The sequence below is a fragment of the Gordonia sp. NPDC003425 genome (genome assembly GCF_053588635.1).
In genome coordinates, this window is sequence record NZ_JBSFQI010000001.1 from 144,648 (window position 1) to 161,489 (window position 16,842).

Genomic DNA, 16,842 nt, shown 5'->3' on the forward strand with positions numbered 1-16,842 from the left:
GCGAGCACTGTGGGCCGGCATGGTCGTCGCCGTCGTGTCGGTCCTCACCCTGTCGGCGTGCTCCGACGGTCACGCCGACGTGCGGTCGGTCGCGAGTCCGGGATGGTCGAGTTTCGGCGGGAACGCCGCCAACTCGAACTTCGCCTACCCCGAGGTACCCGACGACCTCACGCTGAGCTGGACGCGTCCCACCGGTGGCCCGGTCACCGCGCCGCTGACGGTCTCCGGCCACTCCAACGTCAGCGTCACCGCGAACACCGACAACGGCTGTAACTTCCTGGTTCTCGACCCCAACTCCGGCCGGAAGAACTTCTGCAAGCGGATGCAGACCGGTATCGCTTCCAACGCGACCCTGATCGACCAGTACGACCAGACGTACGTGGGTGAGTCCACCAACTTTCTCGCGCTCAACGCCGGCGGCGCCTTCCGGTGGCGGATGCCGGTGATCGGGGTGCCGCTGTCGGCGAAGTTCGCGGCACCCAGCGAGGTGCTCATGGTCACCACGCAGGGTCAGATCCTGATGCTCAACTCACAGACCAGCGACTTCACCGCACCCGAGGTGCGGTTGCGGCCCGAGGCCGACCCGGGCGACCCGCTGTACGGTTTCGGCGACTGCGTCACCAACGGCCCGCGATGCGCGGTCCCCGCTCCCCCGGCGGTCGACGAACAACACGAGCGGTTCTTCCTCAACTTCTGGCCCACCGGGGCGATCGCCTCCCAGATCCGCGGTTTCTCCTTCGCCAAGAAGGACGGCGCACGGGCGGTGCGCGAGATCTGGCACGCGGACGTCCCCGGCGGGGTGATCGGCCCGCCGACCCTCTCGGCCGACGGCGCCACGCTCTATACGTTCAGCCGCCTCGGACAGATCGTGGCGATCGACGCGGCATCGGGCACCACCAAGTGGACCTATGACAACGGCGGCTACGGATTCGCCACGATGACCGTCTCCCCCGACGGCCTCATCATTCCGACGGGAGTGATCGGGGCACCGTTGACGATGCTGCGCGACGCCGGTAACCGAGCCGAGCAGGTGTGGCAGCGAAAGGATCTGGCCGTGGTCAGCCTCTCGACGCTCACCGACTCCAAGACAGCCTGGTCCGTGATCCGCGACCCCGGCAAGGATTCTCTGTCGTTGATCGAGGTCAGCAGCAGCGACGGCGCCACCAAACGCACGCTCCCACTGCCGGATTCGGTTGGATTCGCCACCGGGATCGCGGTGTCGCCGGGCGGACAGATCGCCGTCGCCACGAACATCGGCGAGGTCTACTTCTTCGACTCGAAGAAGGAGATCGAATGACCCCCACCCCGGACTGGGTTTCCACGTCGATCTGGTGGCACGTCTACCCGTTGGGTGCACTCGGCGCCGACACCACCGGCGCCGACCGGGGTTGCCGTCGTTCACTGGCCGACCTCACCGGCTGGCTCGATCACGTGATCGCGCTGGGCTGCAACGGAATCGCCCTCGGTCCGATCTTCGCGTCCCGTACGCACGGGTACGACACCCTCGACCACCACGAGATCGACGAACGGCTGGGCACGCTCGACGACTTCCGCACGCTCATCGACGCCTGCCAAGCTCGTGGCATTCGGGTGATGCTCGACGGTGTGTTCAATCATGTGTCCCGCCACCATCACCTGGTCGCCGACACCGCCCACGCCGTCGACTCCGGTTGGGCCCGCCGCGGGAGGGACGGAGAGCTGCGCACCTTCGAGGGACACGGCGAACTGGTTACCCTCGATCACCGAAATCCCGAGGTCGCCGACCTGGTGGTCGACGTGATGTGTCAGTGGCTCGAACTCGGGGCCGACGCCTGGCGACTCGACGCCGCCTACGCGGTACCGCCCGACTTCTGGAGTCACGTGTTGCCGCGGGTGCGCGCACGTTTTCCCGACGTCTACGTGGTTGCCGAGGTGATCCACGGCGACTACCCGGGTTTCGTCGCCGCGAGCACCGTCGACACCGTGACCCAGTACGAGCTGTGGAAGGCGATCTGGAGTTCGATCACCGACGCGAACATGCACGAACTCGCCTGGGCGCTGACCCGCCACGACGAGATGCTCGAGACCTTCGTGCCGTGGACCTTCATCGGCAATCACGACGTCACCCGCATCGCGACCCGGCTACACGGGCTGCCCGCCGACCTCGCGCTGGTACTGCTGGCCACGCTGCCCGGCACCCCTGCCGTCTACTACGGCGACGAGTTGGGCTGGACGGGCGCCAAGGAAGAGCGCGTCGGCGGTGACGACGACATCCGGCCCCCACTGCCGGATGCGCCGCCCACCGATGCCGAACTCCCCCAGGCGTTCCGCCTTCATCAGCGCCTCTTCGGACTGCGGCGTCGCTTCCCCGATCTGCATCGGGCCCCGGTCACCACACTGCACGTCGCTCAGGGTGGCCTCTGCTACCGCGCGGGCGCCGAGAGCCCGATCGTGGTGGCGCTCAACGCCGGTCGCACGCACGAATCGATCACCGTGCCGCTCGGCGACGCGGGGCACCTCGATTCCGAGCATGCCCACCGCGAGGGCGACACCGTCCATCTCGATCCCGGCGGCTGGTACATCGCGGGCGGGTGAGTGCCCCTCTCGCCCCGCACCGGTTCGCTGCCGCAGCCGTGTGCTGTGGCGACATCGCGCTGTCAAGGGGCGCGCACACCCGCGTCGCAGACGAAGCCGACGCCGTGGCGCCCGATGCGGGTGAGCACCAGCGCCAGAGACCGTGCTCCCTTCGGCTTCAACCGCTTTCGCAGCGCATCGGGGTCCACGTCGAGGCCGCGGACCAGGATCTCGAGGGCACCGCAGTCGTGTGCGGCGAGCGTCTTGCGCAGCATCTTCTCCGATACCGTGGTCTGCGCGATCACCCGGAACCCGCGCGCCCCCGATGGCACCGAATCCCCGGTGAGATAGGCGATCTGCGGGTCGAGTTGTCGCAGGCCGTGCCGGTGGGCGTATTGGCGGACCAGACCGGCCCGCACCACCGCGCCATCGGGATCGATGATCCACTCCCCCACCGAGCCGGCGGGTTCGATGTCGTCGGGTTCGCCGTCGCGTACCTCCTCGACGCTCACACCACCGTGCTCGTCGGTCCGCAGCACCGTGGCACGATGTCCATCGGCGATCCCCGGCCCGCTCCACAGGCACGCCTCCCGCACACCGCCGTCGAGCGAGACCACCTGCACCTCACCACCGAAACCGATCCGATCGCGCAACGCCCGATAATCCAGTCCCGGAGCGCATTTCACCACCAGAGGACGACCCGCGTAGGTCATCAGCACGGCCGGCAGCGGCGGCGTGAGTTGATCGAACCGGAACACCCGCCCGGCGCCGGATCGCCGCGCCGGATCGGCGATCACCACGTCGGCGGTGGATGTCGGCGTGAGAGCGTCCGCGCGCATCAGCACCACCGGGTGTGCCCCGTCGGTCAATACATTGTGCTGAGCCATCGCCAGCCGTACCCGGTCGAGGTCCGAGCCGATCACCCCCGCGATCCCGGTGCGGGCCGACAGTTCCACGAGTTCCCCACCCACCGAACAGGTCACGTCGTGTACCACCGCTCCCGGGTGGCGCGCTGCGATCTCGGCGGCGCGGTGCGCGGCCACCGCCGACGGGGTCGCCTGCTGCAGCGCGTCGTCGGTGAGGAGCCACCGATCGGGGTCCCGCAGCTTCGACGCCCGTCGCCGGCACCGCACGGTCTCGATCAGCGCCGCATCGTGTGGCGCATACCGACTACGCGCCTGCGTCACGTCGGCGATCATCGTCGACGGGGTCAACGCCAGCGCGGACATCGATGCCAGTGCCGCCTCGCCGTACCGTGACCGAAGGTAGGTCACGTCGTCGAGGGTGAACGCGTAGCTCATCGGCGGGTACTCGGACCCCGACCGCTCACTCCGGCTTGGTGCCGGTCACCACCACGTTGTAGAAGTACTTCGGCGGCACCACCTTGCGCAGGACGTGCTCGTCGAGCCAGGTCATCCGCTTCCATCCGCCGAAGGCGAACCGCGCCCACCCCCAGCCGAGCTTGTCCGGTGGCACCGCGGCCTCGAAGGTCCGCACCGGCCATCCCAGCATCGCCGCCGCGAGTTCCTCGGTGGCGGTGTCGACTTCGGCGGCGCCCGCCGCGCGTGCGATGCCGGCGAGTTCGTCGGGATCGAAGGTGTGGATGTCGACGACCGCCTCGAGTGCCGCGGCCCGCGACGACTCGTCGAGTTCGGCCTGGGGTCGGCGCCACGACCGCAGCGGCCCGAACCTGGTGAGGTTGGTGGTGGCGTACCAGGTGGCCCGGCTCATCCAGCGTGCGTAGAAATCGCCGATGGTCGACGGTTCACCGGCGAAGACGAACCGACCACCCGGCTTCAGGACGCGCAGCACCTCGCGCAGCGCCTGCTCGACATCGGGAATGTGGTGCAGCACAGCGTGTCCGACCACGAGGTCGAAGGTGTCGTCGTCGTAGGGGATCTTCTCCGCGTCGGCCACCCGGCCGTCGACGTCGAGTCCGAGGTTCTCGGCGTTGCGCAGCGCCACCTTGACCATGCCCGGCGACAGATCGGTGACCGAACCCTTTTTCGCCACCCCCGACTGCATCAGGTTGAGCAGGAAGAAGCCCGTCCCACAGCCGAGTTCCATGGCCCTCCCGTAGGGCAGCGGCACTTCGGAGGCGACGGCGTCGAAACGCCCGCGCGCGTAGTCGATGCACCGGTCGTCGAAGCTGATCGACCACTTCTCGTCGTAGGTCTCGGCTTCCCAATCGTGGTAGAGCACCTGCGCGAGCTTGGTGTCGTCGAGCGCCGCGGCAACCTCGTCGGCCGTGGCATGCGGATTGGGTTCCGGATCGGTATCGGGGGTGGGCGTGGTCGTCATCGTCCTCTGCTCTCTCACACTCTCATCGCTCCCGGGCATCGGCGGTGGCGGGATGCCCGGATCGTCACACCGTAGCGGCCGGGCCGGTCACTCGCCGGTGAAGACAGCCTTACCGGGTCCGTTCTCGATGAACGACGCCATGCCGATCTCACGGTCCTTGGTGGCGAAGAGCGACGCGAACAGCTGTTCCTCGATCTTGAGTCCGGTGTCGAGGTCGACGCCGAGACCCTGATCGACCGCCTTCTTGCCCGCGGCCAGCGCGATCGACGCCGCATTGCGAAACTGCCCGGCCCACGCAAGCGCGGCGTTGTACACCTCGTCGGGGGCGACCACCTCGTCGACGAGTCCGATCGAGAGGGCCTCGGCGGCCCCGACGAAACGGCCGGTGAAGATCATGTCCTTGGCCTTGGCGGGACCCACCAGGCGCGCCAGCCGCTGCGTGCCGCCGCCGCCGGGGATCACCCCGAGGAGCACCTCGGGTACGCCGAGCTTCGCGTTGTCGCCCGCGATGCGCCGGTCGGCACCCAGAACAACTTCGAGTCCACCACCGAGCGCGTACCCCGTGATCGCCGCAACGGTGGGTTTGGGAATGCCGGCGATGGCGCCGAGGCCCGACTGCAGCTTGCCGGCGACCTTGCTCATCTCGGCGAAGGTCATCGTGTCCATCTCTTTGATGTCCGCGCCCGCGGCCAGTACCTTGGGCCCGCCGTAGACCACCACGGCCTTGATGTCGTCGCGGTCGGTGGCTTCGGCGGCGGCGGCGGCGAGTTCCGTCTGCACCTGCCGGTTCAGGGCGTTCATCGGCGGGCGGTTGAGCAGGATGGTGCCCACGCCGGGATGATCGTCGGATGTTTCGAGAGTCACGAACTCAGCCATGGTCGAAGGCTACCGCCCGCCACGTCGGCGTCGTGACGTGGCCCACCCCGCGGTGCGGGCACCTACAGTGGGCACATGCCCTCCTCGGCGTCCGGCGATGCCGGCGACCCGGTGACTCTGGACGTGGGCGAGCGCAGCGTCCGGCTCTCCAGCCCCGACCGCATCTATTTCGACGAGCGCGGAGAAACCAAACTCGACCTCGCGCGGTACTACCTGTCCGTCGGTGACGGCATCGTGCGTGCGCTGCGGCAGCGCCCGTGCATGTTGCATCGCTTCCCCAAGGGCGTCAGCGGCAAGAAGGTGCACCAGAAGCGGATCCCCGCCGGTGCCCCCGACTGGCTGCAGACCACCCAGATCTACTTTCCGCGTTTCGGCCGGACCGCCGACGAACTGTGCGTCACCGAACTCGCCAGCGTGATCTGGGCGGTTCAGATGTCCACCGTCGAGTTCCACCCCTGGAACTCACGGTGCGCCGACCCCGAGGCACCCGATGAGTGGCGGATCGATCTCGACCCGATGCCCGAGTGCGACTTCGAGCGCATCCGACGGGTGGCGCACGTCGCGTACGGGGTGCTCGACGATCTCGGTGTGCGGGGCTTCCCCAAGACCTCCGGTGGCCGCGGCCTGCACATCTACGTGCGGATAGCGCCGGAGTGGGGTTTCCCGCAGGTGCGCCGCGCCGCGCTGGCCTTCGCCCGTGAGGTCGAGCGGCGGGCTCCCGACGACGTCACCACCACGTGGTGGCGCAAGGACCGCGACCCGGCCGCGGTGTTCGTCGACTACAACCAGAACACGCGCGACCACACCATGGCCTCGGCGTACTCGGTGCGCGGCAACGCGCGGGGCACCGTGTCGGCGCCGGTCGGCTGGGACGAGATCGACCACATCGAACCGGACGACTTCACCATCGCCACCATGCCCGCGCGGTTTGCCGAACTCGGCGACCTGCATGCCGAGATCGACGATGTCGCGTTCCGCCTCGACACGTTGCTGGAGTGGGCCGACCGTGACGAGGCCGACGGCGACGCGCCTGCGGGCACAGATCCCGACGTCGTCGACCTCGACCGCTGAACAACCTCCATCAGGCGGCCGGCCCGGGCGCCGCCGAAACGGGCCTCAGCGCAATAATGCGGGAGGTGCCTGGTCGCCGAGACCGGCGAAGTAGTCGTCGGAGTGGGCGAAGCGTAACGCGGCGAGCCCCTCACCCACGCTGACGTCGGGTTCGATCGGCTCGATGGGGTGCTCGGCGTCGAGGAGATCGTCGACGGAGTCGAAGCGCGCCACCTCCGTGAGCTGCGCCCACGTGGGGGGCAGCAGGAAATGTTTGCCCGACTCCCAGGCGGCCAGTGCGTCGCGCGCGCCGGCCCAGCGCGCCACCTCGGCCTCCGATGTGGCGTCGTCGGGTGTCTGTCCCGCCGGTACCGCGGCGAGGAAGAACCGGGTGTCGTATCGGCGCTTTTCGTTCTTCGGCGTGATCCAGTGCGCAAGCGGGCGCAGCAGGTCGGCACGCAGCGTGAGTTCGCGCCTGCGGAGGAACTCCGCGAACGAGAATTCCTTGGCCACCAGCGCGTCCCGATCGTCGCGGAGCGACGCGGGATCGGCGAACGTGCCGTCTGCACGTGAGGCCAGCAGCACCCCGCACTCCTCGAACGTCTCCCGTACCGCGGCGCAGACCAGGGCCTGGGCGAGGTCGGGTGTTGTCGAGAAACGCGCCGCCCACCAGCGGGCGTCCGGTCCGGTCCAGGCGGGGTCGGCGTCGCTGTCGCGGACGTCCACGCCACCGCCGGGAAACACGGTCATGCCACCCGCAAACGCCATCTGCTGCACACGGCGTTGCAGAAACACCTCGACCCCCGACACGCCGTCGCGCACCAGGACCACGGTCGCAGCGTCCCGCAACGGGGCCACGGCCGCCGCCCCTTCGCTCTCCGATTGGCTCACGACGACCTCCTGCGGTCCCGGCGGAACCCGAATGTGCCACGGTGGCAATGCACCCTCGCGGCGAACGTTACCGCACAGTGTGACGTGGGCTACCCCGCGGTGACGTCGGCGGGCGTGCTCAGTCGGCCGCGGCGCGCCGATGACCGCCCGCGCGCCGTGACCGGCGGGCGAAGAAGCGGTTGCCGTCCTTGGTGAGGGTGATCTGCTGCCGGAATGTGGCGGACAGGTTTTTGCTGGTCAGCACATCTTTGATCAGACCCTGCTCGACCACCTCACCCTCCGACAGCAGCATCGCATGGGTGAATCCGGGTGGGATCTCCTCGACGTGATGGGTGATCAGCACGATCGCGGGAGAGTCGGGGTCGGCGGCCAGCCTGGCGAGCCGGTCCACGAGTTCTTCGCGGCCACCGAGGTCCAGTCCGGCGGCGGGCTCGTCGAGCAGCAGCAACTCGGGATCGGTCATCAGCGCACGCGCGATGAGCACCCGCTTGCGCTCTCCCTCCGAGAGCGTGCCGAACCGACGGTCGGCGAGGTGTTCGGCGCCCATGGATTCCAGGGATTCGATGGCCTGTGTCCGGTCGGTCTCGTCGTAGGTTTCCCGCCAGCGTCCGATCACCGAGTAGCCGGCGGAGATCACCACGTCGGTGACGATCTCGTCGTCGGGTACCCGGTCGGCCAGCCCGGGGCCACTCACACCGATCCGGGTGGACAGTTCGCGCATCTCCACCCGCCCGAGCTGCTCGTTGAGAAGGTAGGCGACGCCGGCCGTCGGGTGCAGTTCGGCGGCTGCGAGGCGCAGCAGCGACGTCTTTCCGGCACCGTTGGGTCCGATGATCACCCACCGCTCGTCGAGTTCCACCTGCCAGGTGATCGGCCCGACAAGCGTGTTTCCGCCACGGACCAGACTCACGTCACGGAAGTCGATGAGCAGATCGGGATCGGACGTATCGCTGGCGCTCACGCGTCCCATCGTGCCCTACCGGACGCCGTCGCGTGCGTAGCTGTCCCGAAGTGTCGGCGGACGCGGGCGTCGGGAATACCGAGCGGCGCCGCAGCCTTGCCATTGACATGTCCATCGATCTGTCGATTCTCGATCTCGCGCAGGTCGGTCGCGGTGAGACCGTGGCCGAATCCCTCGCCGCCTCAACCGAAATGGCCCGCAACGCCGAGCGGTGGGGATACCGCCGAATCTGGTACGCCGAGCATCACAACATGCGATCCATCGCCTCATCGGCGCCCGCTGTGCTCGTCGCGCATGTCGCTGCGCACACCTCGACCATCCGGTTGGGTGCCGGCGGGGTGATGCTGCCCAACCATGCGCCACTGACCGTCGCCGAACAGTTCGGCACATTGGCCGAACTGCATCCCGGGCGCATCGACCTCGGGCTGGGCCGGGCTCCCGGCTCCGACCAGCAGACCTTCACCGCTCTGCGGCGCGACATCGCCTCCGCGGACCGGTTCCCCTCCGACGTGCTGGAGTTGCAGGGCTATCTGCGCGGCCAGTCACGCATCCAGGGTGTCGCGGCCACCCCGGGCGCCGGTACGGATGTGCCGCTCTACATTCTGGGTTCCTCGCTGTTCGGCGCGCAGCTGGCCGCGGCACTCGGTCTGCCCTACGCCTTCGCGTCACATTTCGCGCCGCAGGCGCTCACCGAGGCGGTGGCCCTCTACCGGCAACAGTTCCAGCCGTCGGAACAACTCGCCGAACCGTACGTGATCGCGGGCGTCTGCGTCATCGCCGACGACGACGGCGACCTCGCGCGGGCGCAGTTGCTGCAGGCCAAGCGGCAGCGGGTCAGCGCGCTCTTCGGTCGGGGCAGGCAGTTCACCGACGACGAGGCGGATGCGGTGCTGTCGATGCCCCAGGGTCGTCAGATCGACCAGATGATGACCTATACCGGTGTGGGTACGCCCGCCGAGGTGCGTTCCTATCTCGACTGGTTCGCCGGGCATGCCGACGCGGACGAGTTGATCGTGGCGTCGGTGGCCCCGGATCGCGACGTGTGGATGAGCACCCTGGGACATCTCGCGCCGGCACTCACTCCGTCACAGCCCGCGACCTGAGGGTGATCATCGCTTCGGTGTGATCATCGCTTCGGTGTGATCATTCCTCGAGCGCGAAGTCGGCGAAGTCGAACCCGGGCACCACGATGCAGCTGACCAGAGATGCCTCGTCACCGCCGCACCGTGCCCGCTGCCAGTGCCCTGGTGGAACGAGGGCCTGGGGTCGGTGTCCGGCCGCCACATCGGGGCCGACGAGCACGGACTCGTCCGATGCGGGTGCCGTCGCCGCGCCGCCCAGGTCGAGTTCGACCGGTGCACCCCGGTGATACAGCCAGATCTCGCTGCCGCGCACCGTGTGCCACGCCGACTCCTCACCGGGCAGCAGGAGGAACACGATGGCGGTGCCGGCCGCGCGTGGACCGGTATAGCCGTCGGGCAATACGTGGCCCGGCAGCGTCACCTCACTGCGCCACGTCTCGCGGAACCAGCCGCCCTCCGGATGGGGCGAGAGATCGAGTTCACGCGCCCATTCGGGCAGACGACGGTCATCCATGCGGCGGCCCTGTCTCGATGCCGCTCGTGATGTCGGCGATGACCGTCACCGATCCGGGTGCGATCTCGGTGAAACCCGCATCGCGCACGGCCACCGCCCGCCCGGCGGCCTCGGCGGCCAGCAGATCCGTCCAGCGGGCTTCGTCGGGCGAGCAGATCCGCAGGGGACAACCGACGTCGCGCCATGCACGAGCATGCGCCGCGTCGAGCAACCGGACCGCGAGCATCGATCCGTGGCCCACCTGAGCGGCGAGCTTGCCCACCGTCATCTCGAGTGTCGGGTTCACCCACAGGCACACGCCCGGTACCGCCGGCGCCGTGGGCAGCTCGCCGGCGACGTCGGTGCCACCGATCTGCAGCCGTGCGATGCGGCGATCCACATCACCCACCCGGCCCGGGACCAAGGCTCTCGCCGCGGCGTTGCCCTCGGTCGCGGTCAACCCCCAGACCTCTTGTGCGGCATGCCATTGCGCACCGCGAGCGCGCCGCGCGATCTTTCGGATCCGCGCGTCGCACCACGCCTGCATGGGCGCACCCCACGGTCCGTCCGCACCGGATCGGTCGTCGAGGCAGGCGAGTGCCACCGCCCGTGCCGCCGCGACCAGCAGGTCGGTGCGGTCGGGTGGATCGGTCTTCTCGATGTGCAGGACCATCTGCATGGCCAGCACGTCGGCCGGGTCGGGTGGGTCGTCGGCGCCCCCCACGTACCCGGTGAGCCTGCGGTAGGCGTCGGAAAAGGGATCGTCGGCATCGGGCATGCCCGTCACGGCAGCGGCACGCGTCGCAGCACACCGTCGGCCGCGTCGGCAGCCTCGATCTCGTCACGCGTGACGCCGAGGATGAACAGCACCGCATCGAGGAACGGATAGTTGAGCGCGGCGTCGGCCACCTCTTGCAGTGCGGGTTTCGCGTTGAAGGCGATCCCGAGTCCGGCGACGCTGAGCATGTCGATGTCGTTGGCACCGTCGCCGACGGCGACTGTCTGCTCCATCGGCACGCCCACCTGGTCGGCGAACGATCGCAGCGCCCGCGCCTTGCCGGGTCGGTCCACGATCTCGCCGATCACCCGCCCGGTCAGTCTGCCGTCGATCACCTCGAGGGTGTTCGCCCGCACGAAATCCAATTCCAGTTCATGTGCCAGTCCGTCGATCACCTGCCGGAAACCGCCGGACACGAGTCCGCAGTGGTAGCCGAGCCGGTGCAACGTCCGAATCGTGGTGCGCGCCCCCGGGGTGAGGGTGAGGTCGGCGGCCACCTCGTCGAGGACGCGGGCGTCGAGTCCCGCCAATGCGGCCACACGTTGGTGTAGCGACTCGGAGAAGTCGATTTCGCCGCGCATGGCGGCTTCGGTGACCGCGGCCACCTCTGCCTCACGCCCGGCGTGGGCGGCCAGCATCTCGATGACCTCGCCCTGGATGAGGGTGGAGTCCACGTCGAACACGATGAGTCGCTTGGCCCGCCGCGCGAGTCCCCCGCGTTCCACCGCAATGTCGACGCCGTGCTTGGCGGCCACCGCGGCGAGACCCTTGCGCAGTGCGGCGTCGGCGGCCACGTCGTTGCGGCCGGCCACACTGACCATGAGTTCCAGGCCGGTCACCGGGTAATCGGCGACCCCGCGGATGGAGTCGATGTTGCCGTTCTGCCCGGCGAGCTGAGCGGCCACGGCACGGAAGGCTCTCGCGGTGACCGGACTGCCCAGCAGCACCACCGCGTGACTCGACGGCGGATGCCCGGTGGTGGCGCCACCGACCTCGACGATGACCTCCATACCCACCGATGCCATCGCCTGCTCGACGATGTCCTGCAGCTCCTCCGGGTCGCCGCCCACCGACACCATGACCCCGAGGGTGAGCCGGTCGTTGATGACCACCTGCTCGACGTCGAGCAGATCGACCCGCTGGTTGGCCAGCGCGCCCATGAGTACCGAGGTGACGCCGGGCTTGTCCGGGCCGGTGACGGTGATCAGTACCGGTGTGGGGTGTTCCACCGAATTCAGCGGTCGGGATCCCCGGACGCCTCGTGACTTCCGGTCACCAGTGGCTCACGTCGGACGGATTCGGCGGATGCACTGTCGTGGCCGCTTCGCGATCCGACGTGCGCCTCGGCATGCATGCGGTCGACCATGTGCGGGTAGTGCAGCTCGAACGCGGGGCGCTCGGACCGGATGCGCGGCAGCTCGGTGAAGTTGTGCCGCGGCGGCGGGCAGCTGGTGGCCCACTCCAGCGAGTTGCCGAAGCCCCACGGGTCGTCCACGGTCACCACCTCGCCGTACCGGTAGCTCTTGAACACGTTCCACAGGAACGGCAGCGTCGAGAGACCGAGGATGAACGCGCCAACCGTGGACACCTCGTTGAGGGTGGTGAATCCGTCCGACGGCAGGTAGTCGGCGTAACGACGCGGCATGCCCTCGTTGCCCAGCCAGTGCTGCACCAGGAACGTGGTGTGGAAGCCGATGAACGTCAGCCAGAAGTGCCACTTGCCGAGACGTTCGTCGAGCATCCGGCCGGTCATCTTGGGGAACCAGAAGTAGATGCCCGCGTAGGTGGCGAACACGATCGTCCCGAAGAGCACGTAGTGGAAGTGCGCCACGACGAAGTAGGTGTCGGAGAGGTGGAAGTCCAGCGGCGGGCTGGCCAGCAGAACGCCGGTGAGACCACCGAAGAGGAACGTCACGATGAAGCCGACGGAGAACAGCATCGGCGTCTCGAAGGTGATGTGTCCCTTCCACATCGTGCCTATCCAGTTGAAGAACTTGACGCCGGTGGGCACCGCGATCAGGAACGTCATGAACGAGAAGAACGGCAGCAACACCGAACCGGTGACGTACATGTGGTGCGCCCACACGGCCACCGACAGCGCGGCGATCGACAGGGTGGCGTACACCAGGCCGGAGTACCCGAAGATCGGTTTGCGGCTGAAAACCGGGAAGATCTCGGAGACGATGCCGAAGAAGGGCAGCGCGATGACGTACACCTCGGGGTGACCGAAGAACCAGAACAGGTGCTGCCACAGGATCACACCGCCATTTGCGGGATCGTAGAGGTGCGCGCCGAACTGGCGGTCCACCTCGAGGCCGAGCAGGGCCGCGGTCAGCAGCGGGAAGATCAGCAGGATCAGGACGCTGGTCACCAGGATGTTCCAGGTGAAGATCGGCATCCGGAACATCGTCATGCCGGGAGCACGCAGGCAGACGACGGTCGTGACCATGTTGACCGCGCCGAGAATGGTGCCCAGGCCCGAAACGCCCAGACCCATGATCCACAGGTCGGCGCCCACACCCGGGGAGTGCACCGCGTCGGTCAGCGGGGTGTAGGCGGTCCAACCGAAGTCGGCGGCACCACCCGGGGTGAGGAAGCCGCTGATGGCCACGGTGGAACCGAAGACGAACAGCCAGAAGCCGAAGGCGTTGAGCCGCGGGAACGCGACGTCGGGCGAACCGATCTGCAGCGGCAGGACGAAGTTGGCGAAGCCGATGACGATCGGCGTCGCGTACATCAGCAGCATCACCGTGCCGTGCATGGTGAACAGCTGGTTGAACTGCTCGGTGGAGAGGAACTGCATCCCCGGATGCGCAAGCTCGGCGCGCATCAGCAGCGCCATCAGACCGCCAATGAGGAAGAACGCGAAGCAGGCGGTGATGTACATCATCCCGATCAGCTTGTGATCGGTGGTGGTGATCAGCTTGTAGATGAACGAACCCTTGGGCTGGTAGCGCGCCGGATACGGACGCACTGATTCCACTTGCGTGGTGGGCTGGTCAACCGCGGTCACAGATCCTCCTCTTGCCGACCATTGGCCTCGTCACGTCGTGACTAAAGACTCTGTCGGCACATGAACAAACCGAGCGCTGATTACCGATCCTAAACCCTTCTCAGCCCCTCGGCCGAGCGGGTCCTACGATCTGTCGTATTAATTTGGCCGCCCGAGCCGTCACGGCAGGTCAGCATGCCGAACACCCTCGACGCGCCGGGCTCGCGACACCCCCGGAACGTGACCCCCGGACACAGGTTGGGGAAGGCGCGGGACGCGCCGTGCGCCGGGCGGGCGTCACATGCACCGATGCTAGTTTGTTGCGGTGCGAAGCGGCGGTGTGTTCCCAGGTGCGATGACCCCTCACGGGAGCCGTCGTGACCCGATCCGATCGGGCCGACGCACGGTGGGGACGATGCTCGTGGCGGGGATCTGTGCGCTTGCCGTCGGCCTGGCCGGCTGCGGGCAGGACGCCCCGTTGACCACCCCCGACGGGAAGCCGATCTCGACGTCGACCACCAGGATCGCGCAGGTCAACGTCGTCTCCGCCGACCGCGATTACGCACACACCTGCCTGGCTCCGACCGCACCCGACGATGCAGCGGCCGAGGTCGACCGCATCGTGGTCACCGACCCAGGGCTCCTCGACGCGGTCTGCGCGCTCGGGATCGGTCCGAAGGTCACCGCGGTCACCGCAGCACCGGGCTCTGTCCCGCAGTACCTCGGTCCGCAGCTGACCTCCGTCCCGGCGATCGGCACCGCCCCCGACGCCGCGGCCGTGAAGTCGGCCGCACCCGACGTGGTGCTGACCACCCCCGCGACCGCCGCCTCGGCCGCCGCATTCGGTGGCACCAGGGTGGCGACCATCGCACCCGGCGATTGGGAGCAGCAGTTCACCGAGGTCGCCGACGCCCTCGGGCGAGGCCAGAGCGCCCCCCGATTGCTCGACGAGTTCCGCACCGAGGCCACCAGAACCGGACGGCGCATGGATGCCGCCCATTCCCAGGTCTCGTTGGTCCGTTTCACTCCGAACGGCGAGGTGATCGAGGGCACCGAGAGTTTCGCCGGACAGATCCTGTCGATGATCGGCGTCCAGCGTCCCGCCTCGCAGCGCCGGCCCGGCACCATCACGGTGACCGACAAGAACTTTTCCGACGCCGACGCCGACCTCATCTATGTCAGCTTCGACGGTCCCGCCGGATTGTCGCGCGGTAAGGAGGTGCTCCTCAGTGATCGCTGGCTCGACATGGGCGCCCCCACCTGGAAGCGCGTGCTCGCCGTCAACGACGAGATCTGGTACGGCACGTCGGGGCTGGCCGCGGCGTGGCTGGTGCTCAACGACGTGAAGGGCTCGCTGGACGGCAGCTCCGCCGGAGAGTGATTCCGCCCGGTCATGGCCAGCCGGGAGCCGACGGGATCGACCCGTCGGCCACCGCCGCGGCCAACTGGGCATGGTCGCGTTCGGTCTGGTCGGCGTAGGCCTGTGCGAACGAGACCACCGAATCCTCGGCCTTGTTCGACTTGCCGAGGTATTGGGCGATGGCGCGAGCGTCCCCGCTGCGGCCATGAGCGCGGGCCAGCACGTGCCCGCACGCACTGGCGAACGCATCGAGGACGTGGGCCACGCCGGGACCGTCGGGGATCACCTTTCCGTCGCGGAACTGCCGCACGTAGAACTCCTCGTCCCCGATCCGGGTCCAGCCCAGGAACATGTCGGAAGCACTCTGGATCAGCCGTTGACCATTGACCACCCGCTGGCCGTGATTGGCGTACACGCTGGGTGCGAGAAACTTCTCGTACACCGACGGCGCGGCCTGCTTCACCTGCAGGAACAGGGGGTCGGCGGTCACGTGCTCCTCCAGCAGTGTCAAGAACACGCGCATGCCCACACTGCCCACGCCGACCACCTGCTGAACCGCGTCGACCATGTCGAAGCGACGTAGCAGCGCCGCAACCCTCTCGCCGAGCGACCCGTAGTACTTCACGACGATCTCGTCGAGTAGATCAGTGGCCGAGCCGTCGAGGTGTTCCCGGTACGGCGGGTCCTCGATGATCATCCGCTGTCCGTCGACGATGTGGGTGAACTTCTTCGACGCGCCGCGACTGGTGCGCTTCTTGGCCCGTTTGGTGATGGCCTTGTCGAGTTCGGCGCCCTGCGCCGGCGCCAGATACCCGGACAGTTCGTCGGCTGAGATCGTCTCCGCCCACACGTCCAGAATGGGCCAGCCCGCGTAGTCCAGCATCGACGTGTGGTAGGCGGTGAAGCCGGCGCGAACCGCGTCGACCGAGGCGTCCTCGGTGACCCCGTTGTCGCGGCCGAGCACCACCAGGCTCGCGAGGAACCGCAGCAGATCCCACTCGAACGGACCGGGCAGGGTTTCGTCGAAGTCGCGCAGGTCGAACGCCAGTGTGCGTTCGGGGGTGTTCCAGAGCCCGAAGTTGAGGACGTGGGCGTCGCCGCACATCTGTACGTGGATCCCCGTGTTCGGCCGCGACGCCAGATCGGCTGCCATCACCGCGGCGGCACCCCGGTAATACGTCCAGGGCGACTTCGACATCCGGCCATGCCGGATGGGGACGAGCCGTTGATCGCGGATCTCGTTCTGCGCCAGGATGGTCTGTAGGGCATCGTGGCCACGCCGCGACGGATCCCACTGCCCGAGTTGACTGCGCGGGACGACCTTGCGCGCCGCCTTCCCGACGGGATTGCGGGTGGTCGAGTACTTGGTGGGACCGGAAGCCAGCGCGGCGCTGAAGGTCGATGGCCCGGCGGCGGTGGTGGGATCCGACGGAGACATGTCCGGTTCGGTGACGGGCACGTCGGCCATGTCGTCGTTCGGCGTGTCGATTCCTGTCGTGTCGCCG

Annotated in this window: 15 protein-coding genes; 5 read left to right on the forward strand and 10 right to left on the reverse strand. The window is 68.2% G+C overall.

All coding sequences use genetic code 11. The features are described 5' to 3' along the window. Positions 1–19 precede the first annotated feature (19 nt). Together ACWDTD_RS00685 and ACWDTD_RS00690 are read left to right on the forward strand one after the other, a co-directional pair. Positions 20–1,297, forward strand: coding sequence for an outer membrane protein assembly factor BamB family protein (locus ACWDTD_RS00685; RefSeq protein WP_449745465.1), 1,278 nt, complete (start codon positions 20–22; stop codon positions 1,295–1,297). Continuing rightward, positions 1,294–2,574, forward strand: a complete 1,281-nt coding sequence (locus ACWDTD_RS00690; protein ID WP_449745136.1) for an alpha-amylase family glycosyl hydrolase — start codon at positions 1,294–1,296, stop codon at positions 2,572–2,574. Before ACWDTD_RS00685 ends, ACWDTD_RS00690 begins: the two co-directional genes overlap by 4 nt. Positions 2,575–2,636: 62 nt before the next feature. Here the strand turns inward: ACWDTD_RS00690 and ACWDTD_RS00695 are convergent, their stop codons facing one another. The 3 genes from ACWDTD_RS00695 to ACWDTD_RS00705 all read right to left on the reverse strand — a co-directional run bounded on the left by ACWDTD_RS00695 (position 2,637) and on the right by ACWDTD_RS00705 (position 5,730). Further along, complete coding sequence (locus ACWDTD_RS00695; RefSeq protein WP_449745137.1) at positions 2,637–3,854, reverse strand: THUMP-like domain-containing protein; 1,218 nt, start codon at positions 3,852–3,854, stop codon at positions 2,637–2,639. A 25-nt stretch (positions 3,855–3,879) separates the two neighbouring features. Beyond that, positions 3,880–4,854 carry a class I SAM-dependent methyltransferase gene (locus tag ACWDTD_RS00700; RefSeq protein WP_449745138.1) on the reverse strand — a complete coding sequence of 325 codons (975 nt, stop codon included), beginning with the start codon at positions 4,852–4,854 and terminating at the stop codon, positions 3,880–3,882. Positions 4,855–4,941: 87 nt separating this feature from the next. Next, positions 4,942–5,730, reverse strand: coding sequence for an enoyl-CoA hydratase/isomerase family protein (locus tag ACWDTD_RS00705; protein WP_449745139.1), 789 nt, complete (start codon positions 5,728–5,730; stop codon positions 4,942–4,944). 75 nt (positions 5,731–5,805) lie between these two features. Between ACWDTD_RS00705 and ligD the strand changes: the two genes are divergently transcribed. Continuing rightward, a complete protein-coding gene (gene ligD, locus ACWDTD_RS00710) occupies positions 5,806–6,801 on the forward strand; it encodes a non-homologous end-joining DNA ligase (RefSeq protein ID WP_449745140.1) in 996 nt (331 codons plus the stop codon). A 45-nt stretch (positions 6,802–6,846) separates the two neighbouring features. On the opposite strand, the gene ACWDTD_RS00715 is transcribed toward ligD, so the two are convergent. Next, positions 6,847–7,671, reverse strand: coding sequence for an NUDIX hydrolase (locus ACWDTD_RS00715; protein ID WP_449745141.1), 825 nt, complete (start codon positions 7,669–7,671; stop codon positions 6,847–6,849). 118 nt (positions 7,672–7,789) lie between these two features. Further along, the gene (locus ACWDTD_RS00720; RefSeq protein WP_449745142.1) at positions 7,790–8,641 is read right to left on the reverse strand and encodes an ABC transporter ATP-binding protein; all 852 of its coding nucleotides are present in this window, start codon (positions 8,639–8,641) and stop codon (positions 7,790–7,792) included. A gap of 98 nt (positions 8,642–8,739) precedes the next feature. Between ACWDTD_RS00720 and ACWDTD_RS00725 the strand changes: the two genes are divergently transcribed. After that, positions 8,740–9,735, forward strand: a complete 996-nt coding sequence (locus ACWDTD_RS00725; RefSeq protein WP_449745143.1) for an LLM class flavin-dependent oxidoreductase — start codon at positions 8,740–8,742, stop codon at positions 9,733–9,735. Positions 9,736–9,775: 40 nt separating this feature from the next. On the opposite strand, the gene ACWDTD_RS00730 is transcribed toward ACWDTD_RS00725, so the two are convergent. Genes ACWDTD_RS00730 through ctaD form a run of 4 tightly spaced genes read right to left on the reverse strand, consistent with a single transcriptional unit; the run spans position 9,776 to position 13,998 of the window. After that, positions 9,776–10,228, reverse strand: coding sequence for a cupin domain-containing protein (locus tag ACWDTD_RS00730; protein ID WP_449745144.1), 453 nt, complete (start codon positions 10,226–10,228; stop codon positions 9,776–9,778). Beyond that, positions 10,221–10,985, reverse strand: a complete 765-nt coding sequence (locus tag ACWDTD_RS00735; RefSeq protein ID WP_449745145.1) for a peptidyl-tRNA hydrolase — start codon at positions 10,983–10,985, stop codon at positions 10,221–10,223. Before ACWDTD_RS00735 ends, ACWDTD_RS00730 begins: the two co-directional genes overlap by 8 nt. 5 nt (positions 10,986–10,990) lie before the next feature. Next, entirely contained in the window at positions 10,991–12,214 is a 1,224-nt protein-coding gene (serB, locus tag ACWDTD_RS00740; RefSeq protein WP_449745146.1) for a phosphoserine phosphatase SerB, read from the reverse strand. 5 nt (positions 12,215–12,219) lie between these two features. Next, positions 12,220–13,998, reverse strand: a complete 1,779-nt coding sequence (ctaD, locus tag ACWDTD_RS00745; RefSeq protein ID WP_449745147.1) for an aa3-type cytochrome oxidase subunit I — start codon at positions 13,996–13,998, stop codon at positions 12,220–12,222. Between the two features lie 394 nt (positions 13,999–14,392). Between ctaD and ACWDTD_RS00750 the strand changes: the two genes are divergently transcribed. Then, positions 14,393–15,358, forward strand: a complete 966-nt coding sequence (locus ACWDTD_RS00750; protein ID WP_449745148.1) for an ABC transporter substrate-binding protein — start codon at positions 14,393–14,395, stop codon at positions 15,356–15,358. Between the two features lie 10 nt (positions 15,359–15,368). On the opposite strand, the gene ACWDTD_RS00755 is transcribed toward ACWDTD_RS00750, so the two are convergent. After that, on the reverse strand, positions 15,369–16,775 hold the full coding sequence (locus tag ACWDTD_RS00755) for a DUF2252 domain-containing protein (protein WP_449745466.1): 1,407 nt from the start codon (positions 16,773–16,775) through the stop codon (positions 15,369–15,371). Positions 16,776–16,842: the final 67 nt, after the last annotated feature.

Excerpts from the sequence above, each read along its gene's own strand:
- ligD (WP_449745140.1), top strand. The coding sequence starts at position 5,806 with ATGCCCTCCTCGGCGTCCGGCGATGCCGGCGACCCGGTGACTCTGGAC.
- ACWDTD_RS00695 (WP_449745137.1), bottom strand. The coding sequence starts at position 3,854 with ATGAGCTACGCGTTCACCCTCGACGACGTGACCTACCTTCGGTCACGG.
- ACWDTD_RS00755 (WP_449745466.1), bottom strand. The coding sequence starts at position 16,775 with ATGTCTCCGTCGGATCCCACCACCGCCGCCGGGCCATCGACCTTCAGC.
- ACWDTD_RS00730 (WP_449745144.1), bottom strand. The coding sequence starts at position 10,228 with ATGGATGACCGTCGTCTGCCCGAATGGGCGCGTGAACTCGATCTCTCG.
- ACWDTD_RS00685 (WP_449745465.1), top strand. The coding sequence starts at position 20 with ATGGTCGTCGCCGTCGTGTCGGTCCTCACCCTGTCGGCGTGCTCCGAC.
- ACWDTD_RS00750 (WP_449745148.1), top strand. The coding sequence starts at position 14,393 with ATGCTCGTGGCGGGGATCTGTGCGCTTGCCGTCGGCCTGGCCGGCTGC.
- ACWDTD_RS00720 (WP_449745142.1), bottom strand. The coding sequence starts at position 8,641 with ATGGGACGCGTGAGCGCCAGCGATACGTCCGATCCCGATCTGCTCATC.
- ACWDTD_RS00705 (WP_449745139.1), bottom strand. The coding sequence starts at position 5,730 with ATGGCTGAGTTCGTGACTCTCGAAACATCCGACGATCATCCCGGCGTG.
- ACWDTD_RS00735 (WP_449745145.1), bottom strand. The coding sequence starts at position 10,985 with ATGCCCGATGCCGACGATCCCTTTTCCGACGCCTACCGCAGGCTCACC.
- ACWDTD_RS00700 (WP_449745138.1), bottom strand. The coding sequence starts at position 4,854 with ATGACGACCACGCCCACCCCCGATACCGATCCGGAACCCAATCCGCAT.
- ACWDTD_RS00690 (WP_449745136.1), top strand. The coding sequence starts at position 1,294 with ATGACCCCCACCCCGGACTGGGTTTCCACGTCGATCTGGTGGCACGTC.
- ACWDTD_RS00725 (WP_449745143.1), top strand. The coding sequence starts at position 8,740 with ATGTCCATCGATCTGTCGATTCTCGATCTCGCGCAGGTCGGTCGCGGT.